Here is a 19596-nt window from a genome sequence, read left to right as displayed (position 1 = left end):
CTATGTATCGTATTATTTTTAAGCCCTTTTTAGACTTTATTGTTGCGGCTATCCTTTTAATTCTTTTATTCCCACTAATTTTGATTTCCTTTATTTTTATTAAATTAGAAGACCCTAGTGGACCTGTTTTATTTAAGCAAAAACGTATAGGCAAAGATTCTAAAGAGTTTAGAGTTTTTAAACTCAGAAGTATGAAAGTAAGAACACATGATAAAAGCGGTAAAGAATTAACAGATCATGAGCGTATGCTGCGATTTGGGGAGCTATTTAGAAAGTTAAGTATAGATGAGTTGCCACAATTAATAAATATACTGAGGGGCGAAATGAGCTTTATTGGTCCTCGCCCTTTACCGATAATTTATGGGCCGTATTATAATAAAAATGAAAATCGTAGGCATGAAATTAAACCTGGGATTAGTGGTTGGGCTCAGGTTAATGGTCGAAACAGTATATCTTGGGAAGATAAGTTTAAGCTTGATGTAGAGTATGTTGAGCGTATTGGTTTGGTTTTTGATATAAAAATTGCCTTTTTAACTGTTTATAAAGTTTTTGCTAAGTCAGATGTCGTTGTACGTGGAGAGAGTACTAACATCGATTTTCATACGTATAGGCAAGAGCAAAATAATGGAAAGTAAGTTATGGGAAATTGGCAGTGACTTTAATGCGGTATTAGGTAGCTTATGTGGTCTTGATAGTTGGCCTTCAGAAGCATTATTTTTGGCAAGTGGTCGTTCACCTGTTCTTTTATTAAAGAACCTACTTGCAGAGCGTGTGCTTTATTATCCTGATTATTTTTGTTGGGATGTAATCGAGTTCTGGAAAGCCCATGGAATAAAGACCAAAGCGTACCGTGTCTTTTTTGCAGATAATCAGATAAAAGTCGACTTTAGTAGCGTACCTAATAATGCGGCGGTTCTTGCTGTTAATTTTTTTGGCTGTGACAAGGGAGATTTATGGAAGCGCTTTAAGAGTGATAATGATATTTTACTCATTGAAGACCATTCACACTCGCCAATGTCTGAATGGGCAAAAAGCAGTAATGCTGATTTTGCTTTTTCATCTTTGCGCAAAACATTACCTATTCCGGATGGTTGCATTTTCTGGTCTCCTAATCATAGCGAAGTCCCTGTAGTTGCGATGAAGCCTTTTGACTCAAGTTTGAAGTTAGAGGCTATGAAGCTAAAAAGTGAATATTTTGAAGGGATTGAAGTTGATAAAAATACTTTTTTAGAGCTATTTACTGCTGGTGAACAGCATTTGGCTGAGAGTGAGCCATGCTTTATCTCAGATAATAGCCATAAGAAGATTTTAGGCGGATATCCTATCGAATATATGAATATTCGAAAGAGCAACCAACGGTTGTTTATAGCTAACTTGAGTGTCCTCGTACGTAAAAATGTTGAGCTATTTCATTTTGCCGACTTTGCAGTTCCATTTGGAGCCGTATTAAAATGCTCGACTCCAGAAATAAGAGCTCGGCTGAGAAGCCATTTGATTGCTAATAAAGTTTATTGTCCTGTACATTGGCCGCAGAAGAAGGGCTGTGTATCGCAGGAGAGTCTTTCTTTATCTGAGCAAATTATTACAATCCCTATCGATCAACGTTATTCATTAAAAGATGTTGGATTGGTAGCTCAATTAATTAATAGATTTTTTGAAAATGAATGAATTTAAAGTAATAACAGTAAAAGATGAGTGGTGTAAAGAACTTACTGACTATAGAAGTGATTGGTATCATAGTTGGGATTACCATGAAATGGCATTTAAAAATAATGAAGGTAAACCGATACTTTTTGTTTTAGCTAATGATTCCAATGAGAGTATCGCATTGCCTTTACTGCTTCGTGATATTACAGGCTCCGAACATAAAGATATGACATCAGTTTATGGTTATCCGGGGTTTTTGCTTTCAAGTGATGATGCAATTAATTTATTTGAACAGTTCCTTGAGCACTTACTTGTTTGGTCTAATAATAACTCAGTTGTGTCAATTTTTTCACGCCTTAACTCTTTGCTAGTAGATGCTAATGCATTAAAAGGGTGTTTCCCTAATGGTGAAACAGTGGTTGTTGATCTGAGTAATGATGAGGATGAGCAAAAAAGGCGTTATAGGAAAAATTATCGCAACCTATTAAGGCGATTAGAAAAGGATGGGTTTAAAGCTGACTGGTCAAATTCTCAAGAGAGCATTGATGACTTTAAATCTATTTATCTAGCGACAATGAAAGGTTTGGATGCTGGCGATTATTACTTCTTTGATGACGCATATTATGATGACTTATTGAATAGCACTGGCTTTGAGGTAAGGATTTATAATGTATGGTTAAATGAGATTAAAGTTTGTTCAGGCATGTTTGTATTTTGTGATGATATTGTTCAATATCATCTCAGTGGTACTTTGCAAGAGTATAAAGATTTAGCACCAACACGAATGTTGATAGATCAAGCACGAAAAGATGCTACCGAATTAGGTTTCAAATATTTACATTTAGGTGGTGGTTTAGGTGGTGGTAGAGATAGCCTATTTAATTTTAAGTATGGTTTTTCGAAAGAATCTATTGAGTTTTTTGTTTTTAAAATGATTACGAATATGGATGCGTATAAAGAGTTAAGTAATTTAACTGAGGTTGACGCAGTTCCTGAATCAGGTTACTTCCCATTATATAGAAAGGTTAATGAGTAATGTTAAATACCCCTTTTTCTCCTTGGCCTAGCTTCACTCAAGAAGAGGCCGATGCTGTAAGTCGTGTAGTTTTGTCGAATAAAGTTAATTATTGGACTGGCACTGAAGGCCGTGAATTTGAAAAAGAATTTGCTGCATGGGCTGATAGTAGCTATGCCATAGCCTTAGGTAACGGGACTTTAGCACTTGATATTGCGCTTAAAGTGTTAGGTATTGGAGTTGGTGATGAAGTTATAACCACACCGCGTACTTTTTTAGCATCTGCGTCAAGCATTGTTACAGCGGGTGCTGCTCCTGTGTTTGCTGATGTTGACTTAAACAGCCAAGCAATTACGGTTGAGTCAATTAAGGCGGTGCTTACACCAAACACTAAAGCCGTTATTGCTGTACATTTAGCCGGTATGCCTGCTGAAATGGACGAAATAATGGCACTCAGCAAAGAACATGGTTTTTATGTAATAGAAGACTGTGCACAAGCGCATGGTGCTAAGTATAAAGGCCGTTCTGTGGGCAGTATAGGCCACATTGGCGCGTGGAGTTTTTGCCAAGATAAAATAATGACTACTGGCGGCGAAGGCGGCATGGTAACCACAAACTCTAAAGAGCTATGGTCAGCTATGTGGAGCTATAAAGATCACGGTAAAAGTTTTGATGCAATTTATAATCGTGAACACCCACCAGGGTTTAGATGGTTACACGAAAGCTTTGGTACTAACTGGCGCATGACCGAAATGCAAGCTGTACTTGGTCGTATTCAATTAACCCGCATGACAGAGTGGACAACCAAACGCCAAGCGTATGGTTTGCAGCTAGATCAAGCCGCAGGTGATTTTGACTGTATTCGCTTAGTTTTAGTGCCTGAGTATAGTGAGCACGCTGAATATAAACATTATATGTTTATTAAACCTGAGTGTTTAGCCGAGGGTTGGGATCGTGACCGTATAGTAAACACCATTGTAGAGCACGGCGTACCTTGTTTTCAGGGGAGTTGTTCTGAAGTGTATTTAGAAAAAGCGTTTGATAACACCCCGTGGCGTCCTGAAACTCGCCTACCAAATGCTGTTGAGTTAGGTGAAACGTCAATTATGTTTTTAGTTCACCCAACTTTAACCGAAGCTGAGATAGCAAAAACAACCCAAGTTATGAAAGAAGTGTTTGCATTAGCGAGTAAGTGAAAGGTTGCTAGGGAAGAGGCTAGGTGCTAGAAGAGGCTAGGACCTAGACTCCTAGCAACTAGAATCTATATTTCAAAGGAAGGGGCCTCAATGCAATTTGAAAAACTGGATGTTTGGAAAAGAGCTTCACGGTTAGCTTGTAATATATATAAAGTTACTAAAGATTGTAAAGATTATGGCTTTAAAGATCAGGTAACGCGTTCAGCGGTTTCGATTCCTTCAAATATTGCAGAGGGGCTTGAAAGAGGGAGCACTAATGATGAATCTAGATTTTTATATTACCCTAAAGGTTCTGCTGGTGAATTAGTTACACAACTTTACATTGAAATTGGATTTATAGAAAAAGGTCATGGATTAAAGCTAATATCTGAAGCTAAAGAAGTTGCAGCGATTATTGCGGCGTTAATTAAACGCAGAAAGGGATTTGTGAAAGAGCAATAGTCCAACTATGGTACTGATAGCTCCTAGCTCCTAGCTCCTAGCTCCTAAGATCTAGCTAATTTAGGCTATCTACTCTATAATTCATGAAATTTTAACAAGTAAAAGCACTATTTTGTGTACTTTATTTTTTAAATCAATCAAATACAAGAAAAAGGGAACTTGTTGTGGATAGCTACATCAGATCTATTTTAAATGCATCGCGTGGTACAAAGCGTGTCATCACGTTATTTATAGACTCGCTCTTTATTGCGGCAGCATTTTGGCTAGCTTTAATTGTACGCTTAGATAGCCTTGCCCCTTTTAGCGATCTTGATAATTGGCTGCTTTTAGCTTTATTAATCCCCACTGCATTATTTGCATTTATTAACTTAGGCTTATATCGAGCTGTACTTAGATACATGAATGCACAAGCATTATGGGCAATTGTACTAGGCACCGTTATAACTACTGTTAGTTTAGTGTTATTGTCGTTTTTTGTGGGTATTACTATCCCGCGCACTATGCCATTTATTTTTGCTTGGTTATGCTTATTAACAGTTGGTGGTTCGCGTGTATTGGTACGAGCCATGATTGGTAAAATGGCAACGGCAAATAAAGAGTCGATTATTATTTATGGGGCTGGATCTGCAGGGCGACAATTAGCCACTGCGTTAGGTGCTGGGCCTGAATATTATGTACGCGCATTTATTGATGATGACGAGACAAAGCAAGGTTCAATCATTCAAGGTATACCAGTAATTAATTTTAAAGGTATTTACGAACTAATTAATAAAGGTAAAGCGACTAAAGTTTTACTGGCCTTACCAAGTGCAACTCGAGCAAGGCGTAAAGAAGTGTTAGCGCAATTAGAGCCGTTAACTATTAAAGTGTTATCAATCCCTGGTATGGCCGATGTGGTTGAAGGTAAAGCTAAGCTGTCAGAGTTTCGCGATGTTGAAATTGAAGATTTATTGGGCCGAGACCCAGTAACACCTAAACCTGAATTAATGGCTGCTAATATTACCGGTAAAGTGGTGATGGTTACAGGCGCTGGCGGTTCTATTGGGTCTGAGCTTTGTAGGCAAATAGTTAGGCAGCAACCTAAAAAATTAGTGTTATTTGAAATATCAGAATTTGGTTTATATTCAATAGAAAAAGAGCTAAATGAGTACATTATTAATAACAGCATTGATTTAGAGCTAATACCAATAATGGGCTCTGTGCAGCGCATTAATCGTATTGAAACAGTAATGATGGCATTTGGCGTACAAACGGTTTATCACGCTGCGGCTTACAAGCATGTTCCATTGGTTGAGCACAATGTTGTTGAAGGTGTACGTAATAATGTATTTGGTACATTTTATGCTGCAAAAGCGGCTGCAAATGCGGGTGTTGAAACTTTTGTATTAATTTCGACCGATAAAGCAGTTCGTCCAACAAATGTAATGGGTGCGACTAAGCGCATGGCTGAGCTAGTGCTACAAGGTTTAGCGCAAACGAAAGGTAAAGGCCATCGTACACGTTTTTGCATGGTACGTTTTGGTAATGTACTTGGCTCGTCGGGTTCGGTTGTGCCGCTATTTCGTAGGCAAATTAAAGAAGGCGGACCTATTACGCTTACCCACCAAGATATAACCCGCTTTTTTATGACAATACCAGAAGCAGCGCAGCTTGTAATACAAGCCGGCTCTATGGGCAAAGGTGGTGACGTATTTGTGCTTGATATGGGCGAGCCAGTTAAAATTAAAGATTTAGCAAGTAAGATGATTCGTTTATCTGGCTTTGAAGTAAAAGACAAAACTAACCCACATGGTGATATTGAAATTCAATGCACAGGCCTTCGCCCAGGTGAAAAGCTATATGAAGAGCTATTGATTGGTGACAATGTTGGCCAAACGACTCACGAGCGTATCATGACTGCCAGCGAAGTAATGTTACCTTTACCTGAGTTAAATGTATTTTTAGAGGCACTCGACATAGCTTGCCATAACTTTGATCACCAAGTGATTCGCCAGTTATTGTTAGATGCACCAACAGGGTTTAATCCAACAGACGGTATTTGTGATTTAGTGTGGAATGCTAAGCATGAATCACCTAACGAAGTGACCACTGCCAAGGTAGTCAATTTAAAAAATTGATAGGCGTTTTAATGTGTTGTAACCAAGGACGGTTATGAACCACATATTTATTACGGCTAAAGCCGGTTCCTACGATATACCTACAGGTAGGAGCGCGCTTTAGCGCCGATGTGTTGCGCCTCGCGTTTAAAGCCCGCCATTCGAGTTATTATCAAAATTACTGTTATAGCTATTATAACGACTATCACGGCTAAAGCTTTTTCCTATGGCATATTTACACGTAGGAGCGCGCTTTAGCGCCGATGTGTTGCGCCTCGCGTTTAAAGCCCACCATTCGAGTTATTATCAAAATTACTGTTATAACCACTATCACAGCTAAAGCCTGTTCCTACGGTATATTTACACGTAGGAGTGCGCTTTAGCGCCGATGTGTTGCGCCTCGTGTTTAAAGCCAGTCATTCAAGCTATTATCAAAATTGCGGTTATAACCACTATCATGGCTAAAGCCGGTTCCTACGATATATTCACACGTAGGAGTGCGCTTTAGCGCCGATGTGTTGCGCCTCGCGTTTAAAGCCCACCATTCGAGTTATTATCAAAAATTACTGTTATAACCACTATCACGGCTAAAGCCGGTTCCTACGGTATATTTACACGTAGGAGTGCGCTTTAGCGCCGATGTGTTGCGCCTCGCGTTTAAAGCCCACTATTCGAGTTATTATCAAAGCCGTCACTATAAACATTATCATGGCTAAAGCCGGTTCCTACGATATACCTACAGGTCGGAGTGCGCTTTAGCGCCGATGTGTTGCGCCTCGCGTTTAAAGCCCACTATTCAAGTTATTATCAAAATTACTGTTATAACCACTATCACGGCTAAAGCCTGTTCCTACGGGGTAGGGGGGCGCTTTAGCGTCGGTGGTTTGCGCCGTGTTTAAGCCAGTCATTCAAGCCATTATTGAAATTACTGTTATAGCTATTATAACGACTATCACGGCTAAAGCCGGTTCCTACGGTATATTTACACGTAGGAGAGCGCTTTAGCGCCGATGTGTTGTACCTCGCGTTTAAAGCCAGTCATTCAAGCCATTATCGAAATTACTGTTATAGCTATTATAACCACTATCACGGCTAAAGCCTGTTCCTACTGTGTATTTACACGTAGGAGCGCGCTTTAGCGCAAACTCCATACAAAAAGAGATGCTTTCGGAGTATCTCAAAAATTATATTTTGCACAAATTTGAATCAAATATAACAAAAATATTTGAAAGAGCTATGCTTAAGAAAACGTATTTACCTAATATAAAATGTTTAGATCTGCTTCGCTCTACAATGATTAGAGAAAAAGCAGATAAGAGTCTGCAATTTCTGTATCAGTTACTATTATAAGTACGTGGATTAACGGCTCTGTATTTGGGTATGAATACAAGAAGGTTAAATTTGGAAACTGTAAGCACTGAAGCAATAGGTAAGGTGCTAGGAAGCAATAATTTAGAGATTGAAGGAGTTGAAATGAATGTTGCTGTTGTTGGTACGGGTTATGTTGGTCTATCAAACGCTATGCTACTTGCACAAAATAATAAGGTTGTTGCACTCGATATTGATGAAAATAAAATTTCGTTATTACAAAAGAAGCAATCGCCTATTGATGATGTTGAAATAAATAATTTTTTACAAAATGACAAGCTCAACTTTGTAGCGACTACTGATAAAGATCTTGCTTTGATTGACGCTGAGTTTGTAATTATTGCGACCCCTACAGATTATGACCCAGTAACAAATTACTTTAATACTGGTTCGGTTGAGTCGGTTATTCAGGATGTTATAAAAATTAACCCAACTGCGACCATGATCATTAAATCAACAGTACCTGTTGGATTTACCGAATCAGTAAAACAAAAATTTAATACAAACAACATATTGTTTTCACCTGAGTTTTTACGTGAAGGTAAAGCGTTACATGATAATTTACATCCCTCTCGTATTATTGTGGGGGAGCAAAGTGAGCGAGCAAGAACGTTTGCGAACTTATTGGCGCAAGGTGCAATAAAGCAAGATATAGCTATTTTGTTTACAGAATCAACTGAGGCTGAGGCTATTAAGCTTTTTTCTAACACTTATTTGGCTATGAGAGTTGCTTACTTTAATGAACTAGATAGCTACGCAGAGAGTTTAGGGTTAAGCGCAAAACAAATTATAGAAGGTGTGGGTTTAGATCCACGCATAGGTAATCATTATAATAACCCATCGTTTGGTTATGGCGGTTACTGCTTACCTAAAGATACTAAGCAATTATTGGCAAACTATAAGAACGTACCTAATAACATGATTGCTGCGATTGTTGATGCTAATACTACCCGTAAAGACTTTATTGCGTTTTCAATTATCAACCGCAACCCTAAGATTGTGGGGGTATATCGTTTAGTCATGAAAACTGGCTCTGATAATTTTAGAGCGTCTGCAATTCAGGGGATCATGAAGCGTATAAAAGCGAAAGGTATTAAAATTGTAGTGTATGAGCCGTCCTTACGAGAAGATGCTTTTTTTAATTCGCGGGTAATAAAAGATCTAAGTGAATTTAAAGAAGTGTCAGATGTAATAATTTCAAACCGTATGGTTAAAGAGTTGGACGATGTGGTTGGTAAAGTTTATACGCGCGATTTATTCGGAAGTGATTAAAGTTAAATGAAGGACTAACTATGAAAGCTGTTATCCCAGTTGCAGGCCTTGGTACGCGTATGCTCCCAATGACTAAGGCTATTCCTAAAGAAATGCTCCCATTGGTCAATAAGCCTCTTATTCAATACATTGTTAATGAATGTGTTGCTGCGGGAATAAAAGAAATTGTGTTAGTAACCCATAGCTCAAAAAATGCGATCGAAAACCATTTTGATACAAGTTTTGAGCTTGAAGCTACGTTAGAAAAGCGTGTTAAGCGTAAGCTTTTAGATGAAGTGCGATCAATTTGCCCGTCGGATGTTACCATTTTACATGTACGCCAGGGCGAGGCTAAAGGATTAGGCCATGCAGTGTTATGCGCCAAACCAATTATTGGTGAAGATGATTTTGTTGTGGTATTACCCGATGTAATACTTGATGCCTACACAGCAGATCAAAAAACTGAAAATTTAGCTGCAATGATAGCTCGTTTTAAAGTAACAGCAGCCAGTCAAATTATGCTTGAGCCTGTGCCACTTCAAGATGTTAGTAAGTATGGAATTGCAGATATTGGTGGTGTAGCTATTAGAGCTGGTGAAAGCGCTAAAATAAAAACGATGGTTGAAAAACCGAGTATTGAAGATGCACCATCAAATTTTGCTGTTGTGGGTCGTTATGTTTTATCAAAAACTATTTGGTCGCTATTGGCTAAAACTCCAGTAGGTGCTGGTGGTGAAATACAGTTAACCGATGCAATTGATATGCTTCTGGAAAAAGAAGTTGTAGAGGCATTTCATATGAGTGGTCGTGCTCACGATTGTGGTGACAAACTTGGTTATTTGAAAGCGATTGTTGAGTACAGCATGCGCGATGAAAACTTAGGTGAAGAGTTTTCAAGCTTTATTGCAGGTTTAGTGCAATCAGATAATAAACACTTAAAGGCTATTTAAAATAGCTTTAGACTCGCTGCGTTATAAAAAGATGGCTTATGTCACCGTTTTTGTAAATTATAAAGCAATCACGGCTAAAGCCTGTTCCTACGGGTTACTTACACGTAGGAGAGCGCTTTAGCGCCGATGGTTTACGCTGTATTCAGACGAATTATTATAGCCACAAGTAAGAATTCTCACGGCTAAAGCCTGTTCCTACGGGTTACTTACACGTAGGAGGGCGCTTTAGCGCCGATGGTTTTACTGTATCCAAACGAATTATTATAGCCACAAGTAAGAATTTTCACGGCTAAAGCCTGTTCCTACGGGTTACTTACACGTAGGAGAGTGCTTTAGCGCCGATGGTTTTACGTTGTATTCAAACGAATTATCATAGCCACAAATAACCATTTCACGGCTAAAGCCTGTTCCTACGGGTTACTTACACGTAGGAGAGCGCTTTAGCGCCGATGGTTTACGCTGTATTCAGACGAATTATTATAGCCACAAGTAAGAATTCTCACGGCTAAAGCCTGTTCCTACGGGTTACTTACACGTAGGAGGGCGCTTTAGCGCCGATGGTTTACGCTGTATTCAGACGAATTATCATAGCCAAAATAACCATTCTCAGGGCTGAAGCCTGTTCCTACGGGTTACTTACACGTAGGAGAGCGCTTTAGCGCCGATGGTTTACGCTATATTCAAACGAATTATCATAGCCAAAAATAAGCATTTTCACGGCTAAAGCCTGTTCCTACGGGTTATTTACACGTAGGAGGGGGCTTTAGCGCCGATGGTTTTACTGTATTCAGGCGAATTATCATAGCCAAAAATAAGCATTTTCACGGCTAAAGCCTGTTCCTACGGTATTACTTACACGTAGGAGGGTGCTTTAGCGCCGATGGTTTTACGCTGTATTCAAACGAATTATCATAGCCAAAAATAAGCATTTTCACGGCTAAAGCCTGTTCCTACGGTATTACTTACACGTAGGAGGGTGCTTTAGCGCCGATGGTTTTACTGTATTCAAACGAATTATCATAGCCAAAAATAAGCATTTTCACGGCTAAAGCGTTCCTACGGGTTACTTACACGTAGGAGCGCGCTTTAGCGCCGATGGTTTTACGCTGTATTCAAACGAATTATCATAGCTACAAATAGGAATTCCACGGCTGGAGCCTGTTCCTACGATATACCTACAAGTAGGAGCGCGCTTTAGCGCCGATGGTTTACGCTGTATTCAGGCGAATTATCATAGCCAAAAATAAGCATTTTTACGGCTAAAGCCTGTTCCTACGGTATTACTTACACGTAGGAGGGCGCTTTAGCGCCGATGGTTTTACTGTATTCAAACGAATTATCATAGCCAAAAATAAGCATTTTCACGGCTAAAGCCTGTTCCTACAACTACTTTTGTTTGGGCAATAAAAAGCCACCTATTTTAAGGTGGCTTTTTTGATCGTAAGAATGGTGATGCTAATTCTATTGAAACATTACTACTCTAACGAGCTAAATAACTTACAGTGTAATCAGTATTACCAGATCTTTACGCGATCTTCTGGTTTGATATACATTTTATCGCCTTCTTTTACGTCGTATGCTTTATAAAATTCAGGCATGTTCGATAAAATACCAATTACACGGTAATGGCTTGGCGAATGCGAATCTGTCATTAGGCGATTACGTAACTCTTCGTCACGATATTTACGACGCCAAATTTGTGACCAACCCATAAAGAAGCGCTGGTCGCCAGTGTAGCCATCAATAATCGGTGCTTTATCATTTCCTAAAGATAGCTGGTACGCAGTGTGGGCAACGGTTAGGCCGCCTAAATCACCGATGTTTTCGCCTAATGTAAGCTCACCATTAACGTTCGCATCTTCAAATGGCTTATATTCGTTATATTGTGCGACTAACTGACCTGTACGCTCACCAAATTGCTTAAGGTCTGACTCACTCCACCAGTTACGTAAATTGCCGTCACCATCGTATTTAGCGCCTTGATCATCAAAGCCATGACCAAGTTCGTGGCCAATTACAGCGCCAATTGCGCCATAATTTACTGCATCATCAGCGTCTAAGTTAAAAAATGGTGGTTGTAAAATCGCGGCTGGAAATACAATTTCATTATTAACCGGGTTGTAGTAGGCATTAACGGTTTGTGGTGTCATGTGCCATTCAGAACGATCTACTGGCTTACCTAACTTTGCAATCATATCTGCGTATGACCATTCGCTATGGCGAATATAGTTACCTACTAACTCATCAGCATTAATACTTAGCGCTGAGTAGTCTTTCCAGTTGTCAGGGTAGCCAATTTTTGGTGTGAATTTATCGAGCTTTTCTTTTGCAGCAAGTTTAGTTTCTGGGCTCATCCATTCAAGGTTTTCAATTGCTACGCCATAGCCTTTGATCACGTTATCAACGAGTTCTTCCATACGCGCTTTAGCTTCAGGCGGGAAGTTTTCTTTAACGTAGACTTTGCCTAAAATTTCACCTAGCACACCATTTGACGCATCAACAGCTTGCTTCCAAAGTGGGGCTTGTTCTTCTACGCCGCGTAATGTTGTGCTGTAAAAGTTAAAGTTTAAGTCAACAAGGTCTTTATTTAGTAGGCCTGCATAGTTGCTTACAAAGTGAAACTTAAGGTAATTTTGCCATGTTGTTACATCGGTTTTTGCGTAAATATCGGCAAATTTTTCAAAGTAACTTGGTTGACCCACTATGATATCAGTAGTATTCACGCCAGATGCTTTAAAATATTCAACAAGGTCAAAGCTTCCTGTTAATTTACTGGCATCAGCTACACTCATTTTATTGTATGTTTTAGTTGCATCACGCTGCTCTACACGACTCCATTGCGCTTGTGCAATATTGGTTTCAAGTGCAACAATAGCTTTTGCTTGTTGCTCTGGTTTTTGTACACCAGCACGCTTTAATACTTCAGTTACGTAGGTATTATAAGCCGCGCGGATTTTAGTGAATTTTTCATCGTCTTTTAAGTAATAATCACGATCAGGTAAGCCTAAACCTGATTGATAAGCATACAGGGCATATTCGCTTGAATTTTTTGCGTCATTATTTACATACCAACCAAATGGAGCGCTGCCGCCTTGCATGCGAAGTTGCGCCATTAATGTAACGAGGTCAGACTTGTTTTTTACTGCGTCAATCGTATTTAGCTGTGTCATTAGCGGTGAAATGTTAAGTTCTTCACGCGCATTTTCGTCCATGTAGCTTTTAAAGAAAGCGCCAAGTTTGTACTCATCACTGCCTGGTTTTGCTGTTGTACTTGCCGCTGCTTTTTCAAGTACTGTTTTCATGGCTTTTTGTGATTCGTCATATAGCTGTGAAAATGAGCCGTAGTTAGATTTATCCCCCGGGATTTCTGTCGTTGCTAGCCATTGGCCGTTTACGTGGTAGTAAAAATCATCCTGAGCACGGACTGATTTATCCATGTTCGCTAATTCAATGCCTGAATTTAATTGTTCAACCGGTGCGCTAACCGCCGCTGTTTCTGGGGCTTTTGTTTGTTCTTGTTTATCGCCACAGCCGACTAGTCCCAAAGCAAGTGCAATACTTGCTGCAGTAAGAGTTACTTTTTTCATGAGAGTCTCGTTTGTTAGTTGTTGTATGAATAATCAGTTAACCGAATAAATAAAGTATTTCGATAGAATATTCTCTGACCCCATCTTAAACCTGTTCGTAACAACAATAAACCAGTTACACGCAACGATAGTAGCTAATATGTAACAAAGTTTATCGAAGAGCAGAATCAAAGCTGTTCAAGCCGATGTAGGCGGGAGTTTACCTCGCGCAGTTTGGTGTTTTTGTTAATTTGCGCGGCGTAAAGCCCAGCCTACGGCAAATTTAAGAATGGATGTTTGGTTTATTTGTAGGCGGGAGTTATCTCCACAGTTTGGTTTTTTGTTAATTTGCGCGGCGTAAAGCCCCGCCTACGGCAAATTTAAGAATGGGTGTTTGGTTTATTTGTAGGCGGGAGTTTACCTCGCGCGGTTTGGTATTTTTGTTAATTTGCGCGGCGTAAAGCCCCGCCTACGGCAAATTTAAGCACTGGTATTTTGTGTATTTGTAGGCGGGGGGTTACCTCGCGCGGTTGGTTTTTTTGTTAATTTGCGCGGCGTAAAGCCCCGCCTACGGCAAATTTAAGAATGGGTGTTTGGTTTATTGGTAGGCGGGAGTTTACCTCGCGCGGTTTGGTGTTTTTTTAATTTACGCGGCGTAAAGCCCCGCCTACGGCAAATTTAAGCAATGGGTGTTTGGTTTATTTGTAGGCGGGAGTTTACCTCGCGCTGTTTGGTGTTTTTTGTTAATTTGTGCGGCGTAAAGCCCCGCCTACGGCAAATTTAAGCACTAGTATTTTGTGTATTTGTAGGCGGGAGTTATCTCCACAGTTTGGTTTTAATTTTTATCTGCTATGTTTAAATAAACACTAAATCGCATTCACAATGAAAAACTCTCATAACTTAAGAAAAGGCCGTATATCTTTAGCTAATCATTATTATTGTGTAACTATTGTGACCTACCATAGAGAGGCGCTACTGATGGATTTATATCTAAATAGAGCCTTTATATGTGAAATGAAAAGACTAGAAGAAGAGGGTGCAGCAAAAACAATTGCATTTGTTTTTATGCCAGATCATATTCACTGGCTTTTTCAGTTGCAATTAAAAATGGAATTAAGTGGGGTTATTCGAACGTTTAAAGGACGAACAACTAAAATTGCCAGAATGAATGCTCAACTTAATAAGTTTTGGCAGCCTGACTATTATGATCATTTAATAAGAAATGAAAGCGATTTAATCAATTATGCGCGTTACATAGTCGCTAACCCGCTAAGAGGGGAGTTAGTAAAAAATGTATCGCTATACCCTTATTGGGATTGCATTTATATCAATTAATTTGCGCGGCATAAAGCCCCGCCTACGGCAAATGTTAGCACTGGTCTTTTGTGTATTTGTAGGTGGGGGGTTACCTCGCGCGGTTTGGTGTTTTTGTTAATTGCGCGGCGTAAAGCCCCGCCTACGGCAAATTTAAGAATGGGTGTTTGGTTTATTTGTAGGCGGGAGTTTACCTCGCGCGGTTTGGTATTTTTGTTAATTTGCGCGGCGTAAAGCCCCGCCTACGGCAAATGTTAGCACTGGTATTTTGTGTATTTGTAGGCGGGAGTTTACCTCGCGCAGTTTGGTGTTTTTGTTAATTTGCGCGGCGTAAAGCCCAGCCTACGGCAAATTTAAGAATGGATGTTTGGTTTATTTGTAGGCGGGAGTTATCTCCACAGTTTGGTTTTTTGTTAATTTGCGCGGCGTAAAGCCCCGCCTACGGCAAATTTAAGCACTGGTATTTTGTGTATTTGTAGGCGGGAGTTTACCTCGCGCAGTTTGGTTTTAATGCGCGAGGTGGAGTTTAAAATTGTGTTTTTATTTTTTCGATGATTTCTACATTGGCGGCGGGGAAGTTGTATTCGCTTAGCTTATCAATTGCTACCCATGCGCTTAATTGGCCTTCGGCGCCATGTGCATCGCCGCTGAAGTCGGTGACAACATGCACGTCTAGTTTTACACATTTATCGCCATAATCATGTTCTATGACCATTAGCTGGCTTGAGCTGTGAATCGTTAATGCTACTTCTTCAATAAGTTCGCGTTTTAGTGCCTCAAATACGGTTTCGCCGCTTTCTACTTTCCCACCCGGAAACTCCCATAAACCGCCTTGGTGTTTATCGTCTGGGCGTTTGCAAATAAATAATGTGTTGCCAGCTTTGATAACGCCAACGGCTACGTGGATTATTTTTTTTGTCATATTTTAATCTCTATTTTTAATTAATCTGCGCGGCGTAAAGCCCCGCCTACGGTAAATATAAACGCCAAAGCCAGCTTATATCGGTTATTGTCACCTAATTATTTTCATAAAAAAAGCGACGCAGGCGTCGCTTTTTAATTATTACTTAACAATATATGGTTACTTTAATTTACCGCAACACTGTTTAAATTTTTGACCTGATTTACAAGGGCATGGTTCGTTACGGCCAACTTTTGGCTCCGCACGAGCTGCGACTACGGCACCTTGTGGTGTTTCGCCGCCAACGTGCTCAACTTCTTCGTGTTGATATTCGCGAGGTGCGCTTTCGCTTTTGCGATGTTGCTCTTCGATTTTTTCAACGTCTTCTTCAGCGCGCACTTGTACTTTACTTAAAATACTTACTACGTCGATTTTAAGGTTTTCAAGCATCTCTGAGAACAATTCAAACGATTCACGCTTGTATTCTTGCTTAGGGTTCTTTTGTGCATAACCGCGTAAGTGAATACCTTGGCGTAAATGGTCCATTGCAGCAAGGTGATCTTTCCAATGTTGATCAAGGCTTTGCAGCATAATTGCTTTTTCAAACTGGCGAAGTACTGGTTCGCCAACTTGCTCTTCTTTTTGCTTGTATGCGGTATTGATCTCTTCTTCGATTCGTTCACGCAGCTTTTCTTCGTAAAGCTTGTTGTCGTCTGCTAGCCATTGTGTGATTGGTAGCTCGATCAAGAAATCTTGTTTTAAGCGTTCTTCTAGGCCTGGGATATCCCACATTTCAGCAAGGCTTTGCGGTGCAATATATTGGTCAATTGTGTTACCAAGTACATCGCCACGAATAACCGTGATGGTTTCTGAAATATCGCCTTCAACAAGTAACTCATTACGTTGTGCGTATACAACACGACGTTGGTCGTTTGCTACGTCATCGTATTCTAGTAATTGTTTACGAACGTCAAAGTTACGTGCTTCTACTTTGCGTTGTGCGTTTTCAATTGCGCGGTTAACCCATGGGTGCTCGATGGCTTCGCCGCGTTGCATGCCGAGTTTACGCATCATATTAGTCATGCGTTCACCAGCAAATATACGCATTAATGCGTCATCCATTGATAAGTAAAAACGGCTTGACCCAGCATCACCCTGACGACCAGAACGACCACGAAGCTGATTATCAATACGGCGAGATTCATGACGCTCGGTACCAATAATATGTAAACCGCCAGCTGTAATTACTGCATCGTGACGTATTTGCCATGCCGCTTTGATTTCAGCTATTTTTTCATCACTTGGGTTATCAAGTTTTTCAAGTTCGCTATTCCAGTTACCACCTAACACAATATCAGTACCACGACCGGCCATGTTAGTTGCAATGGTTACTGTTCCAGGTAAACCTGCATCAGCAACGATGTCAGCTTCTTGGGCATGGAACTTAGCATTAAGTACGTTGTGCTTAATTTTTTCTTTACGTAAAAATTGCGATAAGTACTCAGAGCTTTCAATCGAAATTGTACCCACCAATACTGGTTGGCCGCGCTCTTGGCAATCTTTAATATCGACTAAAATTGCTTCGTATTTTTCTTCTTGCGTTAAGTAAACTAGGTCAGCACGGTCATCGCGGATCATTGGCTTATTAGTTGGCATAACAACAGTATCAAGGCCGTAGATTGACTGGAACTCAAATGCTTCAGTGTCGGCAGTACCTGTCATACCTGCAAGGGTTTCGTAAATACGGAAGTAGTTTTGGAATGTGATTGATGCCAACGTTTGGTTTTCGTTTTGAATTTTTACACCTTCTTTAGCTTCAACAGCTTGGTGTAAACCTTCAGACCAACGACGCCCTTCCATTGAACGGCCTGTATGCTCATCGATTATGATAACTTCGTTTTCTTTTACAACGTAATCAACATCTTTTTGATAGAGCTTGTGAGCGCGCAATGCAGCATAAACATGGCTTAGTAAAGTGATACTACCTGCAGAATAAAGCGAATCGCCTTCTGCTATTAAACCGCGCTCGGTTAGTAATTCTTCAACTTTAATTTGGCCGCGTTCAGTTAAATGAACTTGCTTAGATTTTTCATCGATTGTGAAATCGCCATCGCCTTCAATACCTTCTTCGTCTTCTTTTTCTTGTAGTTCAAGAGTAGGAACGATGGTATTGATTTCAGTGTAAAGCTCAGAGCTATCCTCAGCTGGGCCTGAAATGATAAGCGGAGTACGCGCTTCATCAATTAAGATTGAGTCAACTTCATCCACTACTGCGTAGTAAAGTGGACGTTGTACGCGTTCGTTAATGCTAAACGCCATGTTGTCACGTAGGTAATCAAAACCAAACTCGTTATTTGTACCGTAAGTAATATTGGCAGCGTAGGCTTCTTTTTTCTGCTGCGGCATCATACCTGGTACGTTGCAGCCAACTGTTAAGCCTAAAAATTCAAATAGTGGACGGTTTGTTTCAGCATCACGTTTTGCTAAGTAGTCGTTCACGGTAATAACGTGGACGCCTTTACCCGTTAAGCCACGTAAGTAAGCCGGTAAACTTGCAGTAAGTGTTTTACCTTCACCGGTGCGCATTTCTGCAATACGCCCTTGGTTTAGTACCATACCGCCAAGAAGCTGTACGTCAAAGTGACGCATGCTATTAACACGCTTTGATGCTTCACGTACCACAGCAAAGGCCTCTGGCAGAATGTCATCAAGGCTTTGTCCGTTATCGTAACGTTCTCTAAACTCTGCTGTTTTGGCTTTTAAATCTTCGTCTGAAAGCGCTTCTAGTTGCGTTTCAAGTGCGTTGATCAGCGCGACCGTCTTTCTTAAATTTTTAATAGTGCGGTCATTGCGACTACCAAAAATCTTGGTAAATAAATTAGATATCATGATAAAACCGTTACAATATATTCTTTGTTAGCCGATTATCAGCTAACCCATTTTGATATGCCCAAGCGTTTTGGGGTCATTACTAATTAATATACTGCTCATAAAAAGAACATATTAATTAGCAATTTTAATAAACGCTGCAAAATGCATCATTTATTACGTGCGTTACTATACCAGACTCTGCGAAACAACGAACCACCTGTTCATCAAGATGCCCATTTTTAACTGAAAAATTTCGTAAATACCGTAAAGATAACTTTAATCTTGCTCATTTATTACATTAACGATGAATATATGGAGGTGGATAAAATAAAATCAAGGGTGAAAACAAAGCAATCGGCTGGCTTATTATCAATGAGGTACTTACTTTTTCCCGTGCCGTGCGAGTCGCTCTAGCTTTGCTTTAAGCGAAGGAGGGGCGTTTGAGGCAATTGCGGTGAGGTAATCTGCTGTTTGTTCGCTCATGGGGGGTTGTTTAGCTGCGGGTGCGTTGTTATTCATTTTTGTAGTGGTGTTTGGGCTCAAGCGCTGCGTAGTTTGTGGATTTGCAGTAATTTTTATTTGCCCAAGCTCAGCCATACCAGCAGCTCGAAAATGTGAAAGCATATCCATTTTTAAATAATTTAAACGTAGTGCGATAGGCGCTGATACCGCTTCGATCATAAGTGTGCCATCGCGATAGTTACTTACGCGACATTTACTGCCTAAATTAGCGCCTAAAAAATCACTCAGTAAAGTTTGCTGCTTATCGAGAGCTTGGCTTTTGCCTGCATATGACGCCAATCTGCCGCTGAGGCCCGCCATAATATCGTTTAAAGGCTTTGGTGCGAACCTGTCTTTAGCCATGAAAACACCAGTATTTAGAACGAAGAAATTTATTTTAAATGATTGCAAATACAAAGCAATGATTAATGCTGGCATTTCAAATTAAGTAACCCCATCGGCGCTAAAGCGCTCTCCTA

Annotated in this window: 14 protein-coding genes; 9 read left to right on the top strand and 5 right to left on the bottom strand. The window is 40.1% G+C overall.

Translation table 11 applies throughout. From position 1 onward, the window contains the following. The first annotated feature begins 2 nt into the window (after positions 1–2). From ADS77_RS02375 to ADS77_RS02350, 6 genes are all read left to right on the top strand, one after another. On the top strand, positions 3–635 hold the full coding sequence (locus tag ADS77_RS02375; protein ID WP_054204437.1) for a sugar transferase: 633 nt from the start codon (positions 3–5) through the stop codon (positions 633–635). Next, complete coding sequence (locus ADS77_RS02370; RefSeq protein ID WP_054452765.1) at positions 625–1668, top strand: hypothetical protein; 1044 nt, start codon at positions 625–627, stop codon at positions 1666–1668. Before ADS77_RS02375 ends, ADS77_RS02370 begins: the two co-directional genes overlap by 11 nt. Further along, positions 1661–2683 (top strand): GNAT family N-acetyltransferase, encoded by a 1023-nt coding sequence (locus ADS77_RS02365; RefSeq protein ID WP_054452764.1) that lies wholly within the window; start codon positions 1661–1663, stop codon positions 2681–2683. Before ADS77_RS02370 ends, ADS77_RS02365 begins: the two co-directional genes overlap by 8 nt. Continuing rightward, positions 2683–3858 carry a DegT/DnrJ/EryC1/StrS family aminotransferase gene (locus ADS77_RS02360; protein WP_054452763.1) on the top strand — a complete coding sequence of 392 codons (1176 nt, stop codon included), beginning with the start codon at positions 2683–2685 and terminating at the stop codon, positions 3856–3858. The genes ADS77_RS02365 and ADS77_RS02360 overlap by 1 nt, the downstream gene beginning before the upstream one ends. Before the next feature lie 90 nt (positions 3859–3948). Beyond that, entirely contained in the window at positions 3949–4299 is a 351-nt protein-coding gene (locus ADS77_RS02355; protein ID WP_054452762.1) for a four helix bundle protein, read from the top strand. Between the two features lie 164 nt (positions 4300–4463). After that, a complete protein-coding gene (locus ADS77_RS02350) occupies positions 4464–6416 on the top strand; it encodes a nucleoside-diphosphate sugar epimerase/dehydratase (protein WP_054452759.1) in 1953 nt (650 codons plus the stop codon). Positions 6417–7177: 761 nt separating this feature from the next. On the opposite strand, the gene ADS77_RS22855 is transcribed toward ADS77_RS02350, so the two are convergent. Then, positions 7178–7303 (bottom strand): hypothetical protein, encoded by a 126-nt coding sequence (locus ADS77_RS22855; RefSeq protein WP_268794795.1) that lies wholly within the window; start codon positions 7301–7303, stop codon positions 7178–7180. A 565-nt stretch (positions 7304–7868) separates the two neighbouring features. Between ADS77_RS22855 and ADS77_RS02340 the strand changes: the two genes are divergently transcribed. Both ADS77_RS02340 and galU read left to right on the top strand, forming a co-directional pair. Further along, complete coding sequence (locus tag ADS77_RS02340) at positions 7869–9035, top strand: nucleotide sugar dehydrogenase (RefSeq protein ID WP_054452936.1); 1167 nt, start codon at positions 7869–7871, stop codon at positions 9033–9035. 20 nt (positions 9036–9055) lie between these two features. Continuing rightward, positions 9056–9964, top strand: a complete 909-nt coding sequence (gene galU / locus ADS77_RS02335) for a UTP--glucose-1-phosphate uridylyltransferase GalU (protein WP_054452753.1) — start codon at positions 9056–9058, stop codon at positions 9962–9964. Positions 9965–11478: 1514 nt separating this feature from the next. Here galU and ADS77_RS02330 read toward each other — a convergent pair. Then, positions 11479–13551 carry a M13 family metallopeptidase gene (locus tag ADS77_RS02330; protein ID WP_054452750.1) on the bottom strand — a complete coding sequence of 691 codons (2073 nt, stop codon included), beginning with the start codon at positions 13549–13551 and terminating at the stop codon, positions 11479–11481. Between the two features lie 861 nt (positions 13552–14412). Here ADS77_RS02330 and ADS77_RS02325 point away from each other — a divergent pair. Next, on the top strand, positions 14413–14865 hold the full coding sequence (locus tag ADS77_RS02325) for an REP-associated tyrosine transposase (protein ID WP_082355584.1): 453 nt from the start codon (positions 14413–14415) through the stop codon (positions 14863–14865). 505 nt (positions 14866–15370) lie between these two features. Here the strand turns inward: ADS77_RS02325 and mutT are convergent. The 3 genes from mutT to ADS77_RS02310 form a co-directional block, all read right to left on the bottom strand. Beyond that, positions 15371–15766, bottom strand: a complete 396-nt coding sequence (gene mutT / locus ADS77_RS02320) for an 8-oxo-dGTP diphosphatase MutT (RefSeq protein WP_054452747.1) — start codon at positions 15764–15766, stop codon at positions 15371–15373. A gap of 159 nt (positions 15767–15925) precedes the next feature. Further along, a complete protein-coding gene (gene secA, locus ADS77_RS02315) occupies positions 15926–18634 on the bottom strand; it encodes a preprotein translocase subunit SecA (protein WP_054452743.1) in 2709 nt (902 codons plus the stop codon). A 363-nt stretch (positions 18635–18997) separates the two neighbouring features. Then, complete coding sequence (locus ADS77_RS02310) at positions 18998–19480, bottom strand: DUF721 domain-containing protein (RefSeq protein ID WP_054452741.1); 483 nt, start codon at positions 19478–19480, stop codon at positions 18998–19000. Positions 19481–19596: the final 116 nt, after the last annotated feature.

It is taken from the genome of Pseudoalteromonas porphyrae (genome assembly GCF_001298125.1).
Lineage (GTDB): Bacteria > Pseudomonadota > Gammaproteobacteria > Enterobacterales > Alteromonadaceae > Pseudoalteromonas > Pseudoalteromonas neustonica.
Note: the sequence above shows the minus strand (reverse complement) of the source record. Positions and strands in the feature narration are given on the sequence as shown.